The sequence below is a fragment of the Flavisolibacter tropicus genome (genome assembly GCF_001644645.1).
Classification (GTDB): domain Bacteria; phylum Bacteroidota; class Bacteroidia; order Chitinophagales; family Chitinophagaceae; genus Flavisolibacter; species Flavisolibacter tropicus.
Map to the genome: position 1 here is coordinate 4,038,177 of NZ_CP011390.1, position 22,354 is coordinate 4,060,530.

22 protein-coding genes are annotated in these 22,354 nt (G+C 43.4%); 17 read left to right on the forward strand and 5 right to left on the reverse strand.

What is annotated here, in order from left to right; all coding sequences use genetic code 11:
• Positions 1-167 precede the first annotated feature (167 nt).
• Positions 168-872, reverse strand: a complete 705-nt coding sequence (locus SY85_RS17225) for a hypothetical protein (RefSeq protein WP_066406112.1) — start codon at positions 870-872, stop codon at positions 168-170.
• 177 nt (positions 873-1,049) lie between these two features.
• On the opposite strand from SY85_RS17225, the gene SY85_RS17230 reads away from it, so the two are divergent.
• The 3 genes from SY85_RS17230 to SY85_RS17240 all read left to right on the forward strand — a co-directional run bounded on the left by SY85_RS17230 (position 1,050) and on the right by SY85_RS17240 (position 4,890).
• Positions 1,050-1,463, forward strand: a complete 414-nt coding sequence (locus SY85_RS17230) for a DsrE family protein (protein WP_066406113.1) — start codon at positions 1,050-1,052, stop codon at positions 1,461-1,463.
• A 33-nt stretch (positions 1,464-1,496) separates the two neighbouring features.
• Positions 1,497-2,561, forward strand: a complete 1,065-nt coding sequence (locus tag SY85_RS17235; RefSeq protein ID WP_066406114.1) for a COX15/CtaA family protein — start codon at positions 1,497-1,499, stop codon at positions 2,559-2,561.
• A gap of 175 nt (positions 2,562-2,736) precedes the next feature.
• A complete protein-coding gene (locus SY85_RS17240; RefSeq protein WP_158512996.1) occupies positions 2,737-4,890 on the forward strand; it encodes a patatin-like phospholipase family protein in 2,154 nt (717 codons plus the stop codon).
• Here the strand turns inward: SY85_RS17240 and SY85_RS17245 are convergent.
• Together SY85_RS17245 and SY85_RS17250 are read right to left on the reverse strand one after the other, a co-directional pair.
• A complete protein-coding gene (locus tag SY85_RS17245; protein ID WP_066406116.1) occupies positions 4,826-5,722 on the reverse strand; it encodes a diacylglycerol/lipid kinase family protein in 897 nt (298 codons plus the stop codon). The genes SY85_RS17240 and SY85_RS17245 overlap by 65 nt on opposite strands.
• Positions 5,723-6,397: 675 nt before the next feature.
• A complete protein-coding gene (locus SY85_RS17250; protein ID WP_066406117.1) occupies positions 6,398-6,835 on the reverse strand; it encodes a hypothetical protein in 438 nt (145 codons plus the stop codon).
• A 48-nt stretch (positions 6,836-6,883) separates the two neighbouring features.
• Between SY85_RS17250 and SY85_RS17255 the strand changes: the two genes are divergently transcribed.
• The 7 genes from SY85_RS17255 (at position 6,884) to glf (ending at position 14,716) form a co-directional block, all read left to right on the forward strand.
• Positions 6,884-7,105: a DUF2905 domain-containing protein gene (locus SY85_RS17255; RefSeq protein WP_066406118.1), complete on the forward strand. Its 222-nt coding sequence runs from the start codon at positions 6,884-6,886 to the stop codon at positions 7,103-7,105.
• A 348-nt stretch (positions 7,106-7,453) separates the two neighbouring features.
• The gene (gene typA / locus SY85_RS17260; RefSeq protein WP_226998870.1) at positions 7,454-9,265 is read left to right on the forward strand and encodes a translational GTPase TypA; all 1,812 of its coding nucleotides are present in this window, start codon (positions 7,454-7,456) and stop codon (positions 9,263-9,265) included.
• 370 nt (positions 9,266-9,635) lie between these two features.
• Positions 9,636-11,027: a glycosyltransferase gene (locus SY85_RS17265; RefSeq protein WP_082886548.1), complete on the forward strand. Its 1,392-nt coding sequence runs from the start codon at positions 9,636-9,638 to the stop codon at positions 11,025-11,027.
• 75 nt (positions 11,028-11,102) lie between these two features.
• Complete coding sequence (locus SY85_RS17270) at positions 11,103-11,330, forward strand: hypothetical protein (protein ID WP_066406119.1); 228 nt, start codon at positions 11,103-11,105, stop codon at positions 11,328-11,330.
• A gap of 125 nt (positions 11,331-11,455) precedes the next feature.
• Positions 11,456-12,559 carry a glycosyltransferase family 4 protein gene (locus SY85_RS17275; RefSeq protein WP_066406120.1) on the forward strand — a complete coding sequence of 368 codons (1,104 nt, stop codon included), beginning with the start codon at positions 11,456-11,458 and terminating at the stop codon, positions 12,557-12,559.
• 61 nt (positions 12,560-12,620) lie between these two features.
• The gene (locus SY85_RS17280) at positions 12,621-13,607 is read left to right on the forward strand and encodes a glycosyltransferase family 2 protein (protein ID WP_066406121.1); all 987 of its coding nucleotides are present in this window, start codon (positions 12,621-12,623) and stop codon (positions 13,605-13,607) included.
• A gap of 2 nt (positions 13,608-13,609) precedes the next feature.
• Complete coding sequence (gene glf / locus SY85_RS17285) at positions 13,610-14,716, forward strand: UDP-galactopyranose mutase (RefSeq protein ID WP_066406122.1); 1,107 nt, start codon at positions 13,610-13,612, stop codon at positions 14,714-14,716.
• 84 nt (positions 14,717-14,800) lie between these two features.
• Here the strand turns inward: glf and SY85_RS17290 are convergent, their stop codons facing one another.
• Positions 14,801-15,718, reverse strand: coding sequence for a glycosyltransferase family 2 protein (locus SY85_RS17290; RefSeq protein ID WP_066406123.1), 918 nt, complete (start codon positions 15,716-15,718; stop codon positions 14,801-14,803).
• A 136-nt stretch (positions 15,719-15,854) separates the two neighbouring features.
• On the opposite strand from SY85_RS17290, the gene SY85_RS17295 reads away from it, so the two are divergent.
• Positions 15,855-16,793, forward strand: coding sequence for a glycosyltransferase family 2 protein (locus SY85_RS17295; protein WP_066406124.1), 939 nt, complete (start codon positions 15,855-15,857; stop codon positions 16,791-16,793).
• Here SY85_RS17295 and meaB read toward each other — a convergent pair.
• Entirely contained in the window at positions 16,753-17,661 is a 909-nt protein-coding gene (meaB, locus tag SY85_RS17300) for a methylmalonyl Co-A mutase-associated GTPase MeaB (protein ID WP_066406125.1), read from the reverse strand. The two genes, SY85_RS17295 and meaB, sit on opposite strands and share 41 nt — an antisense overlap.
• Before the next feature lie 109 nt (positions 17,662-17,770).
• Between meaB and SY85_RS17305 the strand changes: the two genes are divergently transcribed.
• From SY85_RS17305 to SY85_RS25700, 6 genes are all read left to right on the forward strand, one after another.
• The gene (locus SY85_RS17305; protein ID WP_226998873.1) at positions 17,771-18,442 is read left to right on the forward strand and encodes an LON peptidase substrate-binding domain-containing protein; all 672 of its coding nucleotides are present in this window, start codon (positions 17,771-17,773) and stop codon (positions 18,440-18,442) included.
• Between the two features lie 96 nt (positions 18,443-18,538).
• The gene (locus SY85_RS17310; RefSeq protein ID WP_066406127.1) at positions 18,539-19,264 is read left to right on the forward strand and encodes a type III pantothenate kinase; all 726 of its coding nucleotides are present in this window, start codon (positions 18,539-18,541) and stop codon (positions 19,262-19,264) included.
• A gap of 19 nt (positions 19,265-19,283) precedes the next feature.
• Complete coding sequence (locus SY85_RS17315) at positions 19,284-20,621, forward strand: hypothetical protein (protein ID WP_066406128.1); 1,338 nt, start codon at positions 19,284-19,286, stop codon at positions 20,619-20,621.
• Positions 20,614-21,186 carry an LPS export ABC transporter periplasmic protein LptC gene (gene lptC, locus SY85_RS17320; RefSeq protein ID WP_066406129.1) on the forward strand — a complete coding sequence of 191 codons (573 nt, stop codon included), beginning with the start codon at positions 20,614-20,616 and terminating at the stop codon, positions 21,184-21,186. The genes SY85_RS17315 and lptC overlap by 8 nt, the downstream gene beginning before the upstream one ends.
• Before the next feature lie 292 nt (positions 21,187-21,478).
• A complete protein-coding gene (locus SY85_RS17325) occupies positions 21,479-22,135 on the forward strand; it encodes a phosphatidylserine decarboxylase family protein (RefSeq protein ID WP_066406130.1) in 657 nt (218 codons plus the stop codon).
• 45 nt (positions 22,136-22,180) lie between these two features.
• Entirely contained in the window at positions 22,181-22,354 is a 174-nt protein-coding gene (locus SY85_RS25700) for a hypothetical protein (RefSeq protein WP_158512997.1), read from the forward strand.

A 22,354-nucleotide genomic window follows, 5' to 3' on the forward strand; every position in this document is an offset into this window, starting at 1 on the left:
CATCTGCTAATTCAAATCCTGCTAATCCATTCTAAATCCAGCCAATCCGCGGTCCTCTGTGCCCCTCCCTGCCCCCGTGCCTCCGTGGTTCCAATTCTCCGCGCCCCCGGCGCGCGCTGCTTGCAGCTTCTTCTCGCAGCTCACAGCTCATGGCTCACAGCTTTCTCTCAGCCCGCAAATACATAACCGCATCCTTTTTCCTGCGCGCGGCCCAGTGCCCATACGCCGGATGGTACTACCTGGATGCCGGGTATCAGACCCGCTGTCCAATCTTTTTTCACGTCTTCTGCCTTCATGTTCATTTTTTCAGCCATAACTGCGCTATATACTGTTAGCGCCATATTGCAGGCCAGAAACTGAACGCCGCTTTGTTGCAGCTCATTGATACCGATGGCCACATTACCAATACCCGGAACTTTAAAATCGCCAGCTTTTGGCTGCCAGAAAGGATTGCGTACGGCAGGGGCCTTGGTCATCATATCATCTGCCTTAAAGAACTCACCAAGTTTGTACTTAGCCCACATCTCATCCTTTAAAGCATAAGGAATGCCGTCGTGGCGCAGCACTACCACTACGCTGTTTTCCTTTTCAGGAGTGCCGGTTTGTTCATTGGTAACTAAAAAAATGCGGGGCCAGGCAAACGGCAACATGTCATTGGGGCGGGTAACATCAAATACCACACGGTGTTTTCCATTCACTTTTTTCATCCAGGCTTCCGGATCGTCGGGGCTGGTTTCCATGTGTTCGTTTACAGCTTTTGCGCCAGCAGAAAGGGGAGAGGCAATGGAGGCCATGCTAAAAGCGGCTGTACTGCCAGCTAAAACTCCTAAAAATGTACGCCGGGAGGTATGGCGTTTTTCATCGTGTTGCATAAAGCATTAGTTGAGGTTAAGAAATAAAGAACTGTCTCTATTAAGTTATGAAAAAGGCGTGAAAGAAGTAAGTGTTAACCGCTAAAATATCTGTAGTTGTTAATGTAATAGCGGCCTGTAACTAGGCCTGTTTCTGTGCAAATATTTTCGTAAACTTTATACTAAATATTGGAAGCCATGAAACACCTTACATTGCTTGTTGTTTTTGGCTTGGCAACACTATTATTGCAAGCCCAAACCGTTCCTTATAATGTGGTTTTTGATTTGACCAGCAAAGACACCAACGATCACAAAACGGTACTGCGGTGGATCGATGCCATTACAAAAGAACATCCAGATGCGCAGTTGGAGGTGGTATTGTATGGTCAGTCGTTAGACATGGTGCAAAAAGACAAATCAATTGTATCAAAGCAATTGCAGGATCTGTCCACAAATAAGAACGTTAGTGTAAAAGTGTGTGCAGCGGCCATGAAACGCCATGGCATAGAACCTTCTGCCTTGCTGCCTTCTGTAAGTACGGTGCCGGATGGTATTTACGAAATTATCAGTAAACAACGGCAAGGATGGGGGTATATTAAAGTTGCGCATTAAGTAATAAGCATTCCCGCGTTACCTTTGCGGGGCATGAATCGAAAAACATCTTCTCGGCCAGTGGCGATATGGTTGCTGATAGGGGTAGCCATGCTTATAGTGCAAATTATTTTAGGCGGTATTACCCGTCTAACGGGTTCCGGTTTGTCCATCACCGAGTGGGATGTGATTACAGGTGCCGTACCACCGCTGAACCAACAGCAATGGCTCAATGAGTTTCATAAATACCAGCAGACTCCACAGTATCACCTGATGAACTCCGACTTTACGTTACACGATTTCAAGTTCATTTTCTTTTGGGAGTGGTTTCATCGTTTTTGGGGCCGGTTGATCGGGGTTGTGTTTGCTATACCGTTTATCATCTTTTTATTTCAGCGCCGCTTTCGTACCGATATGGTGAAGCCGCTGATCATCCTCTTTATATTGGGCGCCTTGCAAGGTGCCGTGGGTTGGATCATGGTGGCGAGTGGACTTACCGGTGATGCGATCTATGTAAAGCCTACACGCTTAGCCCTGCACTTTGTATTTGCCATGGTGCTGCTATGTTATACGTTTTGGTTTGCGCTGAAACTATTGGTAAAAGAAAGAGAGTTTGTAACGGGTCCACGGTTACAGAAGTTTGCCTGGGGGACCATTGTGGTTTTATTTATACAATTTGTATTTGGTGCCCTGATGGCTGGTCACCGGGCAGCACCAGCAGCGCCTACCTGGCCCGACATTAATGGTAGTTTTATCCCAGATTATTTATTCAATCGTCCGCTGACATTGGTGAGTATTTTAGAAGACCGGATTGTGATTCATTTTATTCACCGTATGCTGGCGTATCTGCTGGTATTATTGGTACTGGTATGGACCGTGCAGGCTTTCAGAAAACGCGGAGGGGCGCTGTATGCTACAGTACGCACCCTGCCATTGGTTTTTGTATTGCTGCAAACAACGCTTGGCGTACTTACGGTGCTGACATCTATAAAAATCAGGGCAACAAAGTGGAACGAGTTTGAGTGGATGGCGCAACTTCATCAATTCGTGGCACTATTATTATTGCTTTCTTTAGTGTTTGCAGCGTTTCTGCTACGCCGGCGCTCTTTATATAAGTAGCGAGCTATCCGCTGAAGAAGTTGAATTAAATCCTTAAATCCAGAAACTATTGATGGCTTATTTAAGAGGCATATTTTATTCGTTACCCGTACAACTCCTCTTTCTTCATTTTCGGAAATACCAAATATTGCTTGTTTTTTGGTTGGTGTTGTTTGCGGTGGTTAACGGTTCGCTAATGAAAAGCTTTGGCGCCAATGCCCTATTTCTGGCCCCGGAGTATTTGGGAAATGTGAATGCTCTTAGTACCGCTATTGTGGGGGCTTCCATTGGCGTATTTATCATGTGCTGGAACATTACTACGTTCATCTTATTCAGCCAACATTTTACTTTCCTTGCCGCTACGCAATACCCTTTTGTAAAGTATTGCGTAAACAACAGCGTTTTACCGATCTCCTTTCTAACCTATTTCCTGATCAAAAGTTATTCATTTGCACACTACAAAGAATTGATTCCTAATATAGAGATCATCTTTTTGACCCTTGGTTTCTTAGTGGGGCTGTTGCTGATGTTAACCATTTCGTTCTTTTATTTTTTTGGTGCTGATAAAACCATCTTACGATCACTGCAGCCATTATTTAATACCACCAAGAATGTGATTTCCCATCTGCAGCCAGAGCATGTGCCTACGAACTCTAAAGTGCTGATCAACGCGGAATGGTTCCTGGATTCATTCAGGAAAGTGCGCCGCTGCCGCGATGTGTCGCACTACTCGCGCGAGTTGATGGAGACGATCTTTAAGCGTCACCACTTTGCCGCTGTTGTGTGTATGGTGCTGGCTTATTTATTCCTGATCATCATTGGTTTTTTCCTGGACTATAGAGTATTTCAGATACCAGCAGCAGCCAGTATCATTTTATTCTGTTCTATACTGATTGGGGTGTCTGGGGCCTTTGCTTATTTCTTTCAAAGCTGGAGTGTGCCAGCCCTGATTATTTTTTTGATCGTCTTAAATACGCTGTTTGAGTCTGGTTGGATTGATCCACGCAACAAGGCTTATGGCCTGGCCTACGATAAAGCCAATTGCCCTGAATATTCATTACATAGCCTGCAGCAATTAGCTAATCCTGCAGCTGTGGAGGCCGACAAGCAGAATATGTTCCAGATACTGGATCGCTGGAAGGCTAAACAAAAAGAAGACAAACCGCTGTTGGTACTGATCACCACCAGTGGGGGAGGTACCCGCAGTGCCACCTTTACCATGAATGTGCTGCAACGACTGGATAGCGTTACCAATGGTAAGATCATGGATCAAACCTTCCTGATCACCGGGGCTTCTGGTGGTATGATCGGCGCTACCTATTTCCGGGAACTGTATCGCCAAAAAATAAAAGGCACTTACACCAACCTGCAATCAACCGAGTATGTAGATGCCATAGCACAAGACCTGTTGAATCCTACGTTTTCTTCTTTTGTAGCTCGCGACCTGTTTGCACCGGAGCAAAAATTCAAAGTAGGCCCTTACAGTTATTTAAAGGATAGAGGATATTCTTTTGAATTGGCATTGAACGCGAATACCAAAGGTGTTTTAAACAAGCGCTTAAAAGATTATGAGCAGGATGAACGGAATGCTAAAATTCCATTGATCTTTTATCACAACGTGATCACCCGCGATGGTAAAAAGCTTTTGATAAGTACGCAGCCCCTGCGCTTTATGATGCAGCCGCTATCCGATAGTACACGCCCCATAAATCCGGATGCTGTTGATTATACAACTTTCTTTGCCAGCCAGGATCCGCACAACCTACGCATGTTGACAGCATTGCGCATGAATGCTACCTTTCCTATTGTACTACCCAACGTGTGGTTGCCAACAGAGCCGGTGATTGATGTGATGGATGGAGGCCTGCGCGATAATTACGGTACCGATAATGCACTGCGCTTTATGTCGACCATGAAAGGCTGGATTGAAAAGAATACCAGAGGGGTGCTGATCATACAGATCCGTGATCGTATGGATGGTGGCTGGGAAAATCCATATGAGACCCAAACCATGACAGAGAACGCTGTAAAGCCTTTCTTCCTGCTACAACACAACTGGTATAAGATGATGGAGTATGGCCAGAGTGATATGGCCTCTTACTTAATAGGCAACAGTAACTTTTCTATTCAGCAACTAACGTTTCAGTATATCCCAGGAAAAGAAGAAGACAAGGCTGCCTTGAATTTTCACTTGACCCAACGTGAGAAGCAAGATATTGGAGCTTCTTTAAACTCGCAGCAAAACGCGCAAAACTTTGGTAAAGTGGCCTTGTTGCTCAACACCTCTAAGGACAAATTAGCCGAAAACAAGATTTCAGTATACGGATCTCCAGGTGCTGCGCAGCAGTAACGGGGTCTCCATCAATATGCATGGGTGCACCACCTGCATTGCTAATGGTAAGCGATGGGGTTTGAAAATAAAGAATGCCTTTATTGGCTTTAGCTAGTTCTGGCTGCACTAAGCGATTAAAACCGCCTACCTGTAAAATGGTTTGCGCCAGCATATTCAGCTTGTTTTGTTTGGTTACTACCACAATGTCCAACAGACCGTCGGTTAAACTGGCCTTTGGTGCAATGGTAAAATTGTTGCCAAACTGATTGCTGTTAGCTACAGAAATGAAATAGGCTTCCTTTTCTAATACACTGCCATCCATAGTAAGGCTAAAGGGATAGGCTTTGGCCGAAAAGAAATTGGAAACTGTTTTTTGAATATAGGTATTCAGACCACGCTTTGGCGCCTTAGCAAAATCATGCGCCACCTGGGCGTCGAAACCAATACCACAGAGCATACAGGAAAAAGCGCCATTTACCAGGAAAGCATCCGTGAGTTGGCTTTGTCCTTTAAAAATAATAGCCAGGGCCTTTTCCAGGTTTTTGGGTATGCCAGCACTAAACGCCAGCCCATTTCCTGAACCACAAGGCAGAATACCAAATTGTACATCCAGATCTTTAAGCCCGTTGATCACCTGATTTACCGTACCATCACCAGCAGCAATGATCACATCGGTTACCTTTTCTTCTTTGATAAAGGGGTGCAGGAAACTGTAATCGCCACCAGCTACAGAGTGCTTGATGGTGTAAGGCAGGCCGGCAGCTTTTGTTTTTTCTTCAACTAATTGTTGTACAGAACGCTTATTGCGGGTACCGGATATAGGATTAATAATGTACAGAAGGTGACGCATAAACTAGGAGATTGAAAGAGGGGAAGGAGAAAAGGAGATTATAGAAAGACTCTTATCATTCCTGTTCTTAACCCAACAAGCTGCAAATGTATTCTCTTCAAAACATAATTGGGAAGCTGTACGTATTAAATCGTGAAACGTGAGACGTGAGGCCCCTCCCGGCCTCCCCGAAAGGGAGGAGTGCCAACGCACAAAACCAGAAGAACAAAACCTCTTATAAAAGAAATGCACTCCTAAAGTGGAGTGCTTTTCTTTTTAAATTGATTCTTTTCTTATTGTTTATTGAATATTGAGCGTTGAGCATTGAGCATTTCCTCCTTGTGCCTTGTGCCTTGTGCCTTTTCTTCCTCCCTTCTTCCTTCAACATTCCTTGTTCCTTGTTCAATATTCTCTCTCTTCATCAGCCATCCTCACATCTGCTAATTCAAATCCTGCTAATCCATTCTAAATCCAGCCAATCCGCGGTCCTCTGTGCCCCTCTCTGCCCCCGTGCCTTCGTGGTTCCAATTCTCCGCGCCCTTGGCGCGCGCTGTTTGCAGCTTCTTCTCGCAGCTCACAGCTCATGGCTCACAGCTTTCCTTCCCTCCCTGTCATCTGTCCTCTATCAACTGTCAGCAAACAACAGTTCACTAGTGTTGGATCAACCTAAGTTCCCCCTTCGGGGGACAGGGGCCGCTACTCCTCCAATGTCACCGTACACAAATGCATTCTTTTAATGCGAATACGGGAGGCCAGGTCAGGGTCTGTTGGTAATGCCCATGTGTAGATCTTTAGGGTTTTGATGCCTTGGTTGCGTAAGTCGCGTAGTTTTCCATTGCCGATCTTAAAGGAACTGCCACTATAGTTGATCAGTTCGTTGTCCTTGGTGTCAAAAACAGCAAACGTACGCTTCCAGTCTTTCAAAGGCTTTTCTTCATGGAAGTTTATATAAAGCTGGCCTTCTGCTTTCAGGTCGGCATCCTTGATCACAAAACTGTTCTTGGTCTCGCTCTCGCTGGTAGCCTTCAGGCGTACTACTTTATTGTGCTCTATCGTCCAGGTATTACCCTTGGGCGTTTGTGCTGGTATTTGAAAAAAGCCCATAAGGCTAAGCATAAGGAACAATATTTTCATATTAAATCGGTTAATAGTTTGACTTCAATCAATAGTACGAGTTTAAATATGCAAGGTCAATGGGGTAAATACATCATTTTGCTGGGTGGTTTGATCATAATCATTGGCATTATTGTGTATTTCCTTGGCGATAAGCTGCACTGGATAGGCCGCCTGCCTGGTGATATCAGGGTAGAAAGAGACAATTTTCGCTTTTATTTTCCCATTACCACCATGATACTGGTTAGTCTCATCCTTTCATTCTTGCTTTACCTGCTACGCCGTTTTTAGGTTTAATCTATTTCTATTCTCCGCGCTGTCTTGTTTAAAACTCACCCTTATAAAGAGACGAAATATATGTGGCATAAATAAGCCTGACAGGGGGTGAAAAAGCAAAAGTTAGGTGAAAGTAATTCGGAACCCATCTTTAAAGATGCATAGCCGATGCTCCTCTACGGCTATTTTCCTAAGCTCTTCAGTTGGTCCTTCTCATCAAAAAGTTTTTGTAAAGTCCACCATTTTAGGCCTCTGGCGGTCAGGAATAGCTTACATTTGCGCCTCTTAAAACAGCTACAAGCTGCAAGCTACACGCTAAAAACTGCGTGAAGCGTGAAGCGTACAGCGTTAAGCACGAAAATTATGGATATCAGAAATATTGCGATTATCGCACACGTTGACCACGGAAAAACAACCCTCGTTGACAAAATCTTACACGCAACTAAAGTGTTTCGTGAAAACCAGGATGCAGGTGAACTGATCATGGATAGTAACGACCTTGAAAAGGAACGTGGTATCACCATCTTCAGTAAAAACGCTGCTGTAGAGTACAATGGTGTAAAAATTAACGTGATTGATACCCCAGGCCACGCCGACTTTGGCGGTGAGGTAGAGCGCGTATTGAAAATGGCCGATGGTGTTTGCCTGTTGGTAGATGCTTTTGAAGGCCCAATGCCTCAAACTCGTTTCGTATTGCAAAAAGCTTTGGCCTTAGGTCTGAAGCCGATTGTTATCATCAATAAAGTTGATAAGCCAAACTGCCGTCCGGACGAAGTGCATGACGCAGTATTTGAGCTTTTCTTTAACCTGGATGCTACCGAAGAGCAGCTGGATTTCCCAACTTATTATGGTTCTGGTAAAAATGGCTGGTTCAACGATAGCCTGACCCAGATCGATAATATCAATCCTTTGTTGGATGGTATCCTGAAGCATGTACCGCCGCCAGCTGTTGGCGAAGGTTCTTTGCAGTTGCAGATCACCTCTTTGGACTATTCTTCTTTCCTTGGTCGTATTGCCATTGGTAAAGTAAGCCGTGGTTCGATCAAAGAAGGTCAGCCAATCTCTTTAATGCAGACAGACGGTACAATTAAGAAATCAAGAGTACGTGAGCTGTATGTGTTTGAAGGAATGGGTAAGAAGAAGGTGAGCGAAGTAGTAGCGGGTGATCTTTGTGCAGTTGTAGGTTTAGAAGGTTTCAACATTGGTGATACTATTGCTGATTTTGAAAATCCAGAAGCTTTACCGGTAATCAGCGTGGATGAGCCTACGATGAACATGATGTTCTCTATCAACAACTCACCGTTCTTTGGTAAGGATGGTAAGTTTGTTACTTCTCGTCACCTGCGTGATCGCTTAATGAAGGAAACGGAGAAGAACCTGGCCCTGCGTGTTAGAGACACCGATAGCGCTGATAGCTTCCTGGTATACGGTCGCGGTATCCTGCACTTAGGCGTATTGATTGAAACGATGCGTCGTGAAGGATATGAGTTGACTATTGGTCAGCCGCAAGTATTGGTGAAAGAAATTGATGGCAGAAAATGTGAGCCATTTGAAACCCTGGTAGTAGATGTACCACAGGAATATGCTTCTAAAGTAATTGACCTGGTAACACGCCGTAAGGGTGAGATGCTGATCATGGAAACAAAAGGCGACATGCAACACTTAGAGTTTGATATCCCTTCTCGTGGTTTGCTGGGCTTGCGTACCAATATGCTAACCAATACTGCAGGTGAAGCTGTAATGAACCACCGCTTTAGTGAATACAAACCTTGGAAAGGACCAATCCCTGGTCGTAACAACGGTGTGTTGATCGCTAAAGAAGCGGGTTCCACTACTGCTTACTCTATTGATAAATTACAAGACCGTGGATTCTTCTTTGTAGATCCAGGTGAGGAAGTATATAAGGGTATGATCATCGGTGAGAACAATAAGCCTGGTGACCTGGTAGTGAATCCAAACGAAGGAAAGAAACTGACCAACATGCGTGCCAGCGGTAGCGATGGTACGGTAAGCCTTCCTCCTAAGCGTTTAATGACCCTGGAAGAGTGTATGGAATACATTCAGCAGGATGAGTGTATTGAGGTGACACCGAACAACATTCGTATGCGTAAGACCATTCTGGATGAAGAAGAGCGTAAGAAGCAGCAGAAGCGTATGAGCGCTGAAGCGATCTAATTCTCTTTTAGATAAATTTTTAAAGCCCCGCGTTAGCGGGGCTTTTTGTTTCACGCAGAGGCGCCGGGGGCGCAGAGAAAAGGAGAAGAATTAGCTGATTAGCTTATGTGTAGATTAGCTGATGATATTGGTTGACAGGTTGATAAGTTGACAAGGAAGGAAGAAGAGTGAGTGATGAATAATCAATAATGAGTAATGAATAATGAGAGGGAAGTGTTGGAATAAGGGCTTATTAGATTGATTCCCTTGACCAGGGAAATCCATCGTTCTTGCCGGTTCATGTAGCAAAAAAGCCAATTAATGCCCCTCAGTCTTTCATTGGGTGTTTAGGGTTATTAATCTTGTGTCCGATACTTTAAACATTTTTGCAATGAATAACACCCTTTCTACTGTTATTGACCATACCATCGCATCGCAAATAAAACCCGGCACCAAAATATTATTTGCCACCTTCCCTGCAGATGGGCATTTTAACCCGCTAACCGGGTTAGCCATGCATCTTAAACAGATTGGATGTGATGTGCGTTGGTATACCGCAAAGAAATACGCAAATAAATTGCAGCAACTGGATATACCTCACTATGATCTGGTACGTGCGCTGGACTTTGCCAGTGGTGAGCCTGATGAAATATTTCCAGAGCGGAAACAACACAAAAGCCAGTTGGCCAAACTAAAGTTTGATATCATTAATGTGTTTATAAAACGTGGGCCTGAGTTTTACGATGATATTAAGGAGATTCACCAAACCTTTCCGTTTGAGGTGATGATTGCCGATGTGGCTTTTACCGGCACTCCCATGGTAAAGGAAAAGATGAATATTCCGGTGATCACGGTGGGCATATTGCCGCTGCCGGAAACCTCAAAAGACCTGGCACCTTATGGACTGGCCATTACACCCAACTATTCATTCTGGGGTAAGAAAAAGCAAACCTTCCTGCGTTTTGTAGCCGATCAGGTACTGTTTCGGAAACCTTACCTGGTTATGAAAGAGATGCTGGCAGACTATGGGATAAAACCAGATGGCAATTTGTTTAGCACACTTATCAGAAAATCTTCCCTGGTGCTGCAAAGCGGTACGCCGGGCTTTGAATACTTCCGTAGTGATCTTGGACACAATATTCGCTTTGCCGGGGCATTATTGCCGTATACTACCCAAAAGCAAACAACACCCTGGTACAACAAAAAGTTGGAGCAATACGATAAAGTGATTTTAGTTACACAAGGAACTGTTGAAAAGGATGTAGAGAAGATCATTGTGCCTACCCTGGAAGCTTTTAAAGACTCCGACTGCCTGGTGGTGGTAACCACGGGTGGCTCCAGAACGCTGGAATTGCGCCTGCGCTATCCGCAAAACAATATTATCATTGAAGATTTTATTCCTTTTGGTGATGTAATGCCATATGCGGATGTATATATAACTAATGGCGGATATGGTGGTGTAATGTTGGGTATAGAAAACCAATTGCCAATGGTGGTGGCAGGTGTGCATGAGGGCAAAAACGAGATCTGTGCACGTGTTGGATACTTTCAGTTAGGCATCAACCTTAAAACGGAGCAGCCTATTCCTGCACAAATCCGTAATAGTGTAGAAGAGATCCTGAGCAATGTTGTTTACAAGAAAAATGTGGTGAAGCTGAGCAAAGAATTTGCGCAATACAAGCCAAATGAGCTGTGTGCCAAGTACGTAGCGCAATTGGTACAACAAGAGTCATCGTCTCAGAAAGTAAATGTGGCAGCCGTCGAGGCGGTATTGGAGGCATAATGTTATTTCCCCTCAGACGTTAAAATTCCATATCCTGTCGGGTATGGAATTTTTGTTTCCTACCTTTGCTGTGCTATGAAAAAATTGCTTTTTTTGTTTTTGCTGCTGGTAAGCTTATTTGCAGTTACAATAGATGCAACAGCACAATGTTCTATTTGTACAAGAACAGTAGAGCAGCTAGGCGAAAAGTCTGCTAAGGGATTAAACGCTGGTATCATTTATCTGGCCATGACACCATTAGCTATTATTGGTTTTATTGGTTTCAGGTGGTGGCGGCGCAACCGTGATGCGTTTGGCGGCTAAGACTTTATCCAATATATAATTCTAATAACAAGCATTAAGAGATGTAACAAGAAAAGTCGAAGTATTGTCCATCTCTTTTTATTTTAATACGCCTGCTTTAATCTATTTAGGAAAAAACCAACCCGATGAAAATTAATATTCTGTTACCAGGAATTTGTCGTGTACCGACCGGTGGTGCGAAGGTAATGTTAGAATATGCCAATCGATTAGCTGCTGATGGAATGGACGTGACTTTGTTTTATCCAATAGAGCCAAAAGTGAACACTGTAAATAATCTTTCCTTGAAAAGAAAGATAAGAATGTACAGGAAGGTATTTACGAAGAAGCTTAAACAAAAATATTCCGCTCGTATTTGGTTTCCCTTACGAAAGGAGATCAAGGAACGGTTGGTTCCTTATTTAGGAGAACAATATATGCCTGATGCCGATTTTACATTTGCTACGGCATGGGAAACAGCAGAATGGGCAGTACAGTACAAAGAAGAAAAGGGAGAGAAGCTCTATCTGATTCAAGGCTATGAAGATTGGTCAGGCACCAGGGAAGAAGTTGACAACACCTGGAAGATGCCTTTAAAAAAGATAGTCATTGCTAATTGGCTAAAGAAACATGCTGACGCTTTAGGGCAAGAAGCTGTATTAATAAATAATGGGCTTGATTTTAATCGCTTTCATATTACGCAGCCTATTGAACACCGCCAACCTTTCTCTGTATTAATGTCTTACCATACCTTAACTATAAAGGGTTCTAAGGATGGGATCGCCGCTTTGGAAATAGTAAAAAAAGAAATTCCGGAACTTACCGTTACGCTCTTTAGCATTTATAAGAAACCAGAGTCTATACCTGACTGGATACGATTCGATCATAATCCTGTTTATCTTAAAGAGCTTTATAATAATTCAGCCATTTTTATTTCGCCAAGTCTTAGCGAAGGATGGGCGCTACCTCCAGCAGAAGCTATGCAGTGCGGATGTGCAGTGGTTGTAACGGATATTGGTGGCCATGGCGATTATGGTATAAATGGAAGAGATTTACTACTCACGCCTTCTGGTGATATAAAAGCTATGGCAGACCAGATCATTCAATTAATTAAAAATAATGACCGTCGTATTGCTATAGCAAAAGCAGGCAATACAATTATACAGCAGTTTACATGGGAAGCTGCTTATACCAAGCTTAAACAGGAAATGGATATAAAACAAAAGCAAAAAGAAATACTCTTGGTCCAATAAATCGTTTCAAGACGTACTTTACAGTAATAAATCTAATTGTTATCTACTTATTATTCAGTCTATGAAGAAAGGCTTGTCCATTGTTATTCCGAACTATAATGGTGTGCAGCTTTTCACTCATACACTGCCTACCGTATTTAAGGCGCTGGAACATGTGTCGCTACCATCTGAAGTGATTGTAGCAGACGACTGTTCAACGGATGATTCCATAGCGTACTTGCAAAAAGAGTATCCACAGATCCGGATTGTACAGAATACTGTAAACAGCGGCTTTTCTATAACCGCCAACAATGGTATAACAGCGGCCAGTTATAGCTATGTGCTTTTGTTAAACAGTGACGTGAAGTTGGAGCCGGATTATTTTCACAGCTTGTTCTCTTATTTTGAAGATCCTACAACGTTTGGTGTAGTTGGACGCATTGTAGGGTGGGAAGATAATATTATACAGGATGGCGCCAAGTATCCTTCCTTTCATGGTGTAAAGATTAAAACATCTGGCAACTATTTGCTGGAAGATGAGAAGGCCATGCAGTATGGTTTGTTCTCCATGTATCTTTCCGGAGCTTGTGCGCTACTGGATAAAGAAAAATTTCTGCAGTGTGGCGGGTTCAATGAATTGTTCTCACCCTTTTATGTAGAAGATTATGAGTTGTCGCTTCGAGCCTGGCGATTAGGCTGGAAGTGCTATTATGATCATCGCTCTGTATGCCGGCACAAAGTATCTACATCGATCAAATCAAAGAATAAGAAAAAATATGTGGAAACCATCTATAACCGTAACAAGATGTTTCTACATGCCATTCACCTTTCTTCCCCAAAACGTCTCTTGTGGTTTCTGCAACTAAGCGTTGAAACCTTGGCACGTTTTTTTACATTACGTTGGAGCTATTTACGATCTCTTTATCTGTTTATCAGTAGTTATCAAAAAGTAAGAGACTATCGCAAAAAGTTGCAGCGCTTAAATGGAAGTGTACCCCTGTTGTCTATTGATGAAGTGACTGCATTTATATTGAATTCAATACAGGGAAAAAAGATCAGACGATTTTAGGTATGAAGCAGTACGACTATCTCATTGTAGGCGCCGGATTGTTTGGCGCTACGTTTGCACACCAGGCAAAAAAAAGAGGAAAGAAATGTTTAGTGATTGACAAGCGCTTTCATGCGGGCGGTAATATTTACTGTAAAGAGGAAGAGGGTATTAATGTACACTATTACGGTGCACACATCTTTCACACTAACGATAGAGACATTTGGGAATTCGTAAACTCCTTTGTTGAGTTTAACCGGTATACGAATTCGCCCCTTGCTAATTACAAAGGCAAGCTGTATAACCTGCCTTTTAATATGAATACGTTTTACCAGCTTTGGGGTGTTACCACACCAGAGGAGGCGCAGCAAAAGATCAATGAACAGATTGCTTCATTGAATATTGGTGAACCACAAAACCTGGAAGAACAAGCATTAAAGCTAGTGGGCACTGATATTTACGAAAAGCTCATCAAAGGCTATACGGAAAAACAATGGGGCCGCAAAGCAACGGAACTGCCGGCTTTTATTATCAAGCGTTTGCCCGTGCGGTATACATTCGACAATAACTACTTTAACGATAAATACCAGGGTATTCCTATTGGAGGTTATAATAAGCTAACAGAAGGGTTATTGGCTGGCATAGATGTTCAATTAAACACGAACTTCTTTGATGATGTGGAGCATTTTAAATCATTAGCTGAAAAAATTGTTTATACGGGACCGTTAGACGAGTATTACAATTACCAGTTTGGTGAGCTGGAGTATCGCAGCCTTCGCTTTGAACACAAGCGTTTAGAAACACCCAACTTCCAGGGCAATGCGGTGGTAAACTATAATGAAAGGGAAATCCCTTACACCCGCATCATTGAACACAAGCACTTTGAGTTTGGTACGCAGCCACACACTATTATTACCTACGAGTATCCGGCAACCTGGGAAAAAGGTATGGAGCCTTACTATCCTTTAAATGATGACAAAAACTCTAAGCGTTTTAAGCAATACCAGGAGCTAAGTGAAAAAGAGTCGAATGTTATTTTCGGTGGTCGTTTGGCGGAATATCGCTACTACGACATGCACCAGGTAATAGGATCAGCACTGGTAAAAGCCAAACGAGAACTAGGAGATTAAATCCGAAGCGTTTGGTATATACCAAATTCCAAATACCAAGTCTTAAAGCGAGTGTGATAAAAGCTTTGTTGGTTTCCTTCTCTTTTAGGCCAAAGTTTTGCGGTGTGCAAACTTGTAGGCATACTTAAAATAAGAAAGTGAGGGGAACCGTCTTCTCTTGTAAGCAAAGACTACAGCACTATGTTTTAACAGAAAAAGGAATAGCGGGAATGAAAAGCGCTTTTCGGGGAATTCGCGATAAAGCTGTAACAGCTTTTCGCCGAATGCTTTTGCATCACCATTAATGCCTTTAATTTCAACGAGGTTGCTTAACGTAACTTGTTGCTGTTTGTAATAGTTTACCTTAGGCTTTGCGGCACCCGTAGCATTAGTGGCATGCATGCGATGCCATACCAGGATTTTATCTACAGCCAATATTTTTCCAACAACACAAGCATTTGCTACCAGCCACCAGTCGTAGTAAACAGCTGCAGGGAAAGGCAGTGCCTTTTCTAGCAAATCACTTCGAAACAACATGCTATGACCCGAGATCACATTCTTTAAATAGAAGTTGCGGATATCGTTACCGGTATAATTATTCAGGTATTTTAAGCTGCGCAAATGGGGGGCATGATTTCCTTCAAAGCGGGCAGAAATGCCGTGCACCATTACAATAGTCGGGTCGGCTTCGATAGCTTCAACCAATAATTCTATTTTACCAAGCTCCCATATATCGTCCTGATCGGCAATGGCAATATAAGTACCTTGGGCTTTTTCGCAGGCCTTGCTAAAGTTGACATTGTAACCTACATTCCGCTCGTTTCGGTACAGGAGTACTCTTTCATCATTTGCATAACGCTGCAATACCTCAAACGTGTTATCCGTAGAAGCGTCATCGGCAATAATTACTTCAATTGCCTTGTAGGTTTGATTTAAAATTGAATCGATCTGTTCCTCTATATACAGACCGCCATTATAGGTACAAACTACCACAGAGACCAATCCGCTTCTATTTTCACTCATAATTTTACACGCATGGGCGTTCAATAATATTATTGGCAAACCACTATTTATTCAGCAATTTGCAGTGTTCTCATTGATTTAGAACAAGAACGCTTTACACAAAGATATACGTTCAAATAACCTGTCCATAATCTCTATGAAGATTGTTGCTGTTGTCAATACACATAATCGACTGGCCCTTTTGCAGGAATGCATTCAGAAAGTAAAGAAACAAAGCTACCCGGTCGATAAATTAATTGTAATCAACAACGGTTCTACTGACGGAACTGAAGAATGGCTCAAAGCACAATCAGGCATCATCACCTTTACACAACCTAATCACGGAGGGGCGTTTGGGTTTCACAGGGGTATCAAAGAGGCGTATCAACTAGCGCCCGATTGGATATGGATCATGGACGATGATACTATTCCAGGAGAAAATGCTTTAGAAGCACTGGTGCAAAAACTGCAACAACTGGGCTCGCGTGAAAACGAGTTTGGGTTTCTTTCCAGTAATGTAATCTGGATTGATCAATCAACTCATAATAAGAACCGCTTACCCTTTGAGGAAAAACCCTATTCTTTCAACGGTACACCTATCAATAATTTGCACCCGGTACCTTCGGGAACGTTTGTTTCTTTGTTAGTATCGTATAAGGCGGTAGATAAAGTAGGTCTGCCGATCAAAGAATTCTTCATTTGGTACGACGACGTAGAATATACAGAAAGAATAGTGCGGTATGGGTTTAAAGGCGGTTTTGTAAAAGACAGTCTTGTATTACATAAAACAGCCGATAATCTTAATAACAATGTCTTTTCCGATGATGTGCATGCACACTGGAAATACTACTATGGTTTTAGAAACGGCCTTTACTTACGCAAGCTTCGAAAGGGTAGCGGCAGCTATTATCGTAATGTATTAAAACACTTGCTGGTTTGGCCCTTCCTGATTTTTAGTAAGCGTACTAATAACCGCTGGCGTTTTACCAAAGTAATGTGGCTGGGCACGGTAGCTTCATTAACCTTTCGTCCTAAACATGAGGTGTTTACAGGCATTACGACAGGTAATGCTGCTGAACAAAGCGGTATAAATTAAAGTTGCTGGTAGCACTTTGGTTTTTAATTGCTACCATTAGCGCACCCTTGTCTATATCGCGCATGCGCTCTTTTTGAATTAGCTGGAATGCTTTTTCTGCCAGTAGCCAGGCTTTCTTTTCATTAAAGTTTTCTTCCTGTTGGTGTTTTAAAACGGCTGTCACCAGATCATTCAGGCCTTGGTGCTGATGCGCGGTTGTTTTTATAATGGGTATTTCCTGTTTGTGTGTGGCAAAGGCTGGGGCCAGCATCAGACGTAAGTTTTTGACGAAGACATCGGCATCGGGGCGGTCGCTTTTGTTGACCACAAAGATGTCGGCAATTTCCATCAGGCCGGCCTTCATGGTTTGTACTTCATCGCCGGCTTCGGGAACTACCACTACCACAGTAGTATCTGCTAAACCGGCAATTTCAATCTCGCTCTGGCCTACACCTACTGTTTCTACAATGATAAAATCGAAAGCAGCAGCTTTCAGCAAATCGGCAATTTCTATGATCTTGGGGTGTAATCCACCCATGGAACCCCGGGTAGCCAGGGAACGAATATATACCTGGGGATGTGTGTACCAATCGCTCATGCGGATGCGATCGCCCAGAACAGCGCCCAGGTTAAAAGGAGAGGAGGGGTCTACACAGAGCACGCCTACCTTAAAACCTTGTTGTACTAACTCACGGATCAAACCATCTACCAATGTGCTTTTGCCGGCACCGGGAGGTCCGGTTACGCCAATGATCCTGGAGGCAGGGTGTAGCGGGAGCGCCTGCAAAAGTTGCTGGTAGCCGGGTTGCTCATTTTCAATAAAGGAAATGGCCCTGGCTAATGCCCTGATTTCACCTTGTTGTAACTGCTCTAGCAAAGAAGACCACATGTAGATTTAAAATTGATGGCGCACAAAAATAGCAGATTGCTTCACAGATTTAGCTGGTCATTGAAAGTCGTCATTTTCTTACGCAGAATAACAGGCGCGGCAACCGAACGTGCATCAAATTTGTGGTGGTTATTTAGCTATGACCAACTTTATTCCCATCTTCCCCCTAGGCATTGTTGTATACCCACATGAAGAAGTAAACCTGCACATTTTTGAGCCGCGCTATAAACAATTGATCAATGAATGCCATGAAACGGGTCATTTCTTTGGGATTCCCACTGTTATAGAAAACAAGTTACAAGATTATGGCACCTTGGTTTCTATAACGGAAATTACCACGGTGCATGAAAACGGCGAAATGGATATTAAGACGGTAGGTGATAAAGTGTTTCGGATATTGGAAGTGATTACACAAGTGCCAGATAAGCTTTACAGCGGCGCTATTGTTAATTATCCCAACAATCCAGAGCAGGGCAGCCCGGAGGTGATGCGGAAAGTAATGAGCAGCTTACGTGAACTGTATAAATTGCTTAAAGTGAGTAAGGATTTTAAAAAGCAGGATGAGGAGTTGCAGAGTTATGATGTGGCACACCATGTAGGTTTTACGATAGAGGAGGAGTATGAACTGCTTCACCTGCTGCATGAGCGTCAACGCCAGGAATACTTAAAACGCCATCTTATTAAAGTGCTGCCTTTAATAGCAGAAATGGAAAATCTCAAAGAAAAAATAAAACTCAATGGCCACTTTAAGAACCTCTCCAGCTTTAACTTCGACTTTTAATACGGTTGTGAAACGTGAAAGGTGAAACAATATCCGTTCTCACGTTTCACCTTTCACGTTTCACGGAATGGCCCTTATTATTATCTAGCATTCACTATGACCACTCTCTGCCTCGACTTTGGAAATACCCGCTTGAAAGCTGCGCTTTTTAAGGAGCACCAGTTAGTGCAAACCATTACACTCGCTGAAAATCCGGTAGAGCACCTGGAAGCAATACTAGAGGAATACTGTCCAACAGCATCCATTCTTTCTTCCGTTATCGATCATGCTGCTGAAATAGAAGCGGTTTTGCAAAAACATACCAAGTTTCACAGGCTTTCGCACCAATCCAAGCTACCGTTTACCATACCAGTAGGCAAGCCGGAAACGGTAGGGACAGACCGGTTGGCCATTGCGGCGGCGGCAGTACACCTTTTCCCAAGTCAGCATAACCTGGTTATAGCCTTAGGCACTTGTATCACCTACAACTTCATTAATAAAGACCACCAGTTGGTGGGCGGTTCCATTTCGCCCGGTTTGGAAATGCGCTTCCGTTCCATGCATGAGTATACGGCTAAGCTGCCGTTGGTAAAAGGCGACTGGAATGTGCCGCTGATTGGCTATGATACCGTAAGCAATATGCAGTCCGGCGTTATTTTAGGCATGGCAAAAGAAATAGATGGAATGATTGATGCATACAAGGAGCGCTTCAGTAACTTTAACGCTGTTTTAACCGGGGGCAATTTGCCCTTTTTTGAGTCCCATTTAAAAAACGAGATATTTGCAGACCCTGATTTAATCTTTAAAGGTCTGTATGCTATTAGCAAAGTCAATTATGCTTAAGAGAAAGTGTGCTAGCAGAATGGTTCAAGTCCTGTTTACAACAGCAGGATTATTATCGGTTCCTCAATTGTTTGCCCAGGACAACTCACCTTATTCCCGTTTTGGACTAGGAGATGTTGTACCTAACACCAATATTTCCAACAGGGCAATGGGAGGGATCCAGGCAGGTTATGCAGATCCTCTTTCTGTGAACTTCAGCAACCCGGCTTCATACTCCAACTTTGTTGGATATGTAACGCCTGGTACGAACAAAATGCAAAACGGCCGTGTGATACTAGATGCCGGCATCAACCTGGAAAGCCGCACATTGCGTAATCCAAACCAGGCTGATAAGTTCTCCTCTACAAACGGTCTCTTCTCCTATTTACAGGTGGGTATGCCGCTGCGAAAAGGCTGGGGTCTAAGCTTTGGTCTTCGCCCGGTAACACGCATCAGCTATAATGTAGTAGAGCGCTCCCGGATTCCAAACGAAGACAGTATCCTTACCGCAAATACCGGTAATGGAGGTTCTTACCTGCCTTCTATTGGTACCGGTGTGGCAATTAAAAATTTAAGCTTAGGCGTTAATATAGGCTATTTGTTTGGTGATAGAGAGCGCTCGATCCGACGTGCGATCATCAGCAACGAGGTAGAATATAAAAATGCCAATTTCACCACTCGTTCTTCTTATGGAAACCTTGTTTTCAGTGGTGGCGCCCAGTATAAGATCAACCTGGTAAAAACAGCAACCCGGACCACGGTGCTTCGTTTAGGCGCTTCGGGTAATATTAAACAGACATTAAAAGGTTCTCAAGATATCATTACCGAAACCTTTATGCGCGACCAGAATACGGGTGATATCCGCCTGGATAGCGTTTATGATAAAACCATCAGAAACGGAAAAGTAGAGTTCCCTGCTTCTTATACTGCTGGTTTTGTAGTAGAAAATCAGACACAGAAAGGCGGTGGATGGATGGCAGGTGCCGACTTTGTACAGACAAAATGGAGCGATTACAGCTTTTTTGGTGAAAGCGGTTCGGTACAAGACAGCTGGCAAATCCGTGCGGGTGGTCAAATTCGCCCAGAGCCAACACGTGCTTATTTTAGCAACGTAGCTTACCGCGCTGGCTTCTTTACAGGTATCGACTATATTACCTCAGGTACTAAAGACCTTCCTTTATGGGGTGTTTCCATGGGTATGGGTTTACCTGTTTTCAACTACAACCGTTTAAGTCCTGGTCAATACTCGGTGGTTAATCTAACGCTGGAGTACACCAAAAGAGGTAATAACGACAATATTTTAAAGGAAAACCTGTTCCGTGTATCAATTGGCCTGAACTTCAGTGACCTTTGGTTTACTAAACGCAAGTATGATTAATACCTCCCTATTGATAAAATATTTAGGTCAAGCAGCTATCTTTTGTAGCTGCTTGTTCATTTTGGGCTGTGAAAATGATGAGAAGGCTATTAACGCCCTGACTGATAAGGCCGTAATGGTAGAAAAAGCAAAAGACATTGATGTGCTATTTAGCCAGAGTGGTCAGTTGCGTGCCCGCATGAAATCGCCATTAATGCTCCGCTACCAGGAAGATACCCTGCGTACAGAGTTTCCCAACAGCCTCCATGTAGATTTTTATGACTCTACCCGGCATGTAGAAAGCTGGCTCGATGCACGCTTCGGGATATATTACGAAAGCCTGAACCGCGTTCTTTTAAGGGACAGTGTAAAAGTGGTTAACGTCAAAGGCGATACGCTTACAACTCCTGAGCTTTGGTGGGACCAAAATGCGCGTAGCTTTTATACAGACAGTACTGTTCGCATTACTACCAAAGACAAACGCATAAATGGTGGGAAGGGCTTAGTAGCTGACCAGGACTTAAGCGCATATACTATCCGCCAGCCAACCGGTACCGTGCTGGTGGGGGAAGAGATTAAGCTGTAAGACCAGCACACACCCCCGGCCCCTAAAGGGGAGCTCCCCCGCACAGAAGAGCAAACATTCTTTATATAACAAAGCACTCTTTATTGTAGGGTGCTTTTGCTTTTATAGTTTAATCCTTCCTGGTGACTTTGCGTGAAATTTATCCTTGTCCCTTGTTTCTTGAACCTTGTGCCTTGCATCTTCCCTTCTTCCTTCATCATTCCTTGTTCAATATTCTCTTTTTCTTCTTTCTCTCCTTTAATCTCTTAGCCTTCCACCCGGATTTCCTAAATTTGCGCCTTACTAATTGACAATGAAAATTCACAAAGAAGGCTACGCTTCCATTTTTATCTCTATTGTGGTAGTGGCCATTATCAACCTGCTAACCCTGTTTTTTGTAAGTCCAGCTTATCCCGTACTTGGATCAATTGTTACTGTTATTACGCTGGTATTGCTCATTTTTATTCTTTCCTTTTTCCGTATTCCTAAGCGTATTCATGCCGAAGGAGAGGACATCATTGTTGCTCCCTGCGATGGCACCGTAGTAGTAATTGAAGAGGTTCAAGCCGATGAATACTTTCCTGACAAACGCTTGCAGGTGTCAATATTCATGAGTCCACTTAACGTACACGTAAACCGTAACCCTGTATCAGGGGAGGTGCTGTACAGTCAATACCATCCAGGTAAGTACCTGGTGGCCTGGCACCCCAAGTCGTCTACCGACAACGAGCGCCACTCAGTAGTATACCGCCAGAATGGAAAGGAAATGCTGGTGAAACAAATTGCTGGTGCCCTGGCAAAGCGTATTGTGAACTACCTGAAGCCCGGCGACCAGGTAAAGATGGGTGAGGAAATGGGCTTTATTAAGTTTGGTTCTCGCGTAGACCTGCTGCTACCATTAGACACAGAAATTGATGTAAAGATCAATCAGAAAGTAAAGGGTGGAGTAACCGTTCTTGGAAAGTGGTAAGTTACGCAAGCATTATTGCGTAACTTAAAGAATAAACGCTTAACCATGAAAAAGTATGTATTGGTCGCTGCGGCGGGCTTACTCACCACTATTGCTGTAACAGCAACGGTGCTCTCTACGAAGGAAACCAAGAAGAGTGAAGTGAAAAAAGAGGTGAAGAAAGTAGAGAAGAAAAAAGAATGTACCCGTATGAAGTCCAACTGCTTCTTCAGTAGTTAA

Excerpts from the sequence above, each read along its gene's own strand:
- meaB (WP_066406125.1), bottom strand. The coding sequence starts at position 17,661 with ATGTGGTCTTCTTTGCTAGAGCAGTTACAACAAGGTGAAATCAGGGCA.
- SY85_RS17245 (WP_066406116.1), bottom strand. The coding sequence starts at position 5,722 with ATGCGTCACCTTCTGTACATTATTAATCCTATATCCGGTACCCGCAAT.
- SY85_RS17310 (WP_066406127.1), top strand. The coding sequence starts at position 18,539 with ATGACCACTCTCTGCCTCGACTTTGGAAATACCCGCTTGAAAGCTGCG.
- lptC (WP_066406129.1), top strand. The coding sequence starts at position 20,614 with ATGATTAATACCTCCCTATTGATAAAATATTTAGGTCAAGCAGCTATC.
- SY85_RS17315 (WP_066406128.1), top strand. The coding sequence starts at position 19,284 with ATGGTTCAAGTCCTGTTTACAACAGCAGGATTATTATCGGTTCCTCAA.
- SY85_RS17295 (WP_066406124.1), top strand. The coding sequence starts at position 15,855 with ATGAAGATTGTTGCTGTTGTCAATACACATAATCGACTGGCCCTTTTG.
- SY85_RS17230 (WP_066406113.1), top strand. The coding sequence starts at position 1,050 with ATGAAACACCTTACATTGCTTGTTGTTTTTGGCTTGGCAACACTATTA.
- SY85_RS17255 (WP_066406118.1), top strand. The coding sequence starts at position 6,884 with ATGCAAGGTCAATGGGGTAAATACATCATTTTGCTGGGTGGTTTGATC.
- SY85_RS25700 (WP_158512997.1), top strand. The coding sequence starts at position 22,181 with ATGAAAAAGTATGTATTGGTCGCTGCGGCGGGCTTACTCACCACTATT.
- SY85_RS17270 (WP_066406119.1), top strand. The coding sequence starts at position 11,103 with ATGAAAAAATTGCTTTTTTTGTTTTTGCTGCTGGTAAGCTTATTTGCA.
- SY85_RS17250 (WP_066406117.1), bottom strand. The coding sequence starts at position 6,835 with ATGAAAATATTGTTCCTTATGCTTAGCCTTATGGGCTTTTTTCAAATA.
- SY85_RS17280 (WP_066406121.1), top strand. The coding sequence starts at position 12,621 with ATGAAGAAAGGCTTGTCCATTGTTATTCCGAACTATAATGGTGTGCAG.
- SY85_RS17235 (WP_066406114.1), top strand. The coding sequence starts at position 1,497 with ATGAATCGAAAAACATCTTCTCGGCCAGTGGCGATATGGTTGCTGATA.
- SY85_RS17290 (WP_066406123.1), bottom strand. The coding sequence starts at position 15,718 with ATGAGTGAAAATAGAAGCGGATTGGTCTCTGTGGTAGTTTGTACCTAT.
- SY85_RS17265 (WP_082886548.1), top strand. The coding sequence starts at position 9,636 with ATGAATAACACCCTTTCTACTGTTATTGACCATACCATCGCATCGCAA.
- SY85_RS17275 (WP_066406120.1), top strand. The coding sequence starts at position 11,456 with ATGAAAATTAATATTCTGTTACCAGGAATTTGTCGTGTACCGACCGGT.
- glf (WP_066406122.1), top strand. The coding sequence starts at position 13,610 with ATGAAGCAGTACGACTATCTCATTGTAGGCGCCGGATTGTTTGGCGCT.
- SY85_RS17225 (WP_066406112.1), bottom strand. The coding sequence starts at position 872 with ATGCAACACGATGAAAAACGCCATACCTCCCGGCGTACATTTTTAGGA.
- typA (WP_226998870.1), top strand. The coding sequence starts at position 7,454 with ATGGATATCAGAAATATTGCGATTATCGCACACGTTGACCACGGAAAA.
- SY85_RS17240 (WP_158512996.1), top strand. The coding sequence starts at position 2,737 with ATGAAAAGCTTTGGCGCCAATGCCCTATTTCTGGCCCCGGAGTATTTG.
- SY85_RS17325 (WP_066406130.1), top strand. The coding sequence starts at position 21,479 with ATGAAAATTCACAAAGAAGGCTACGCTTCCATTTTTATCTCTATTGTG.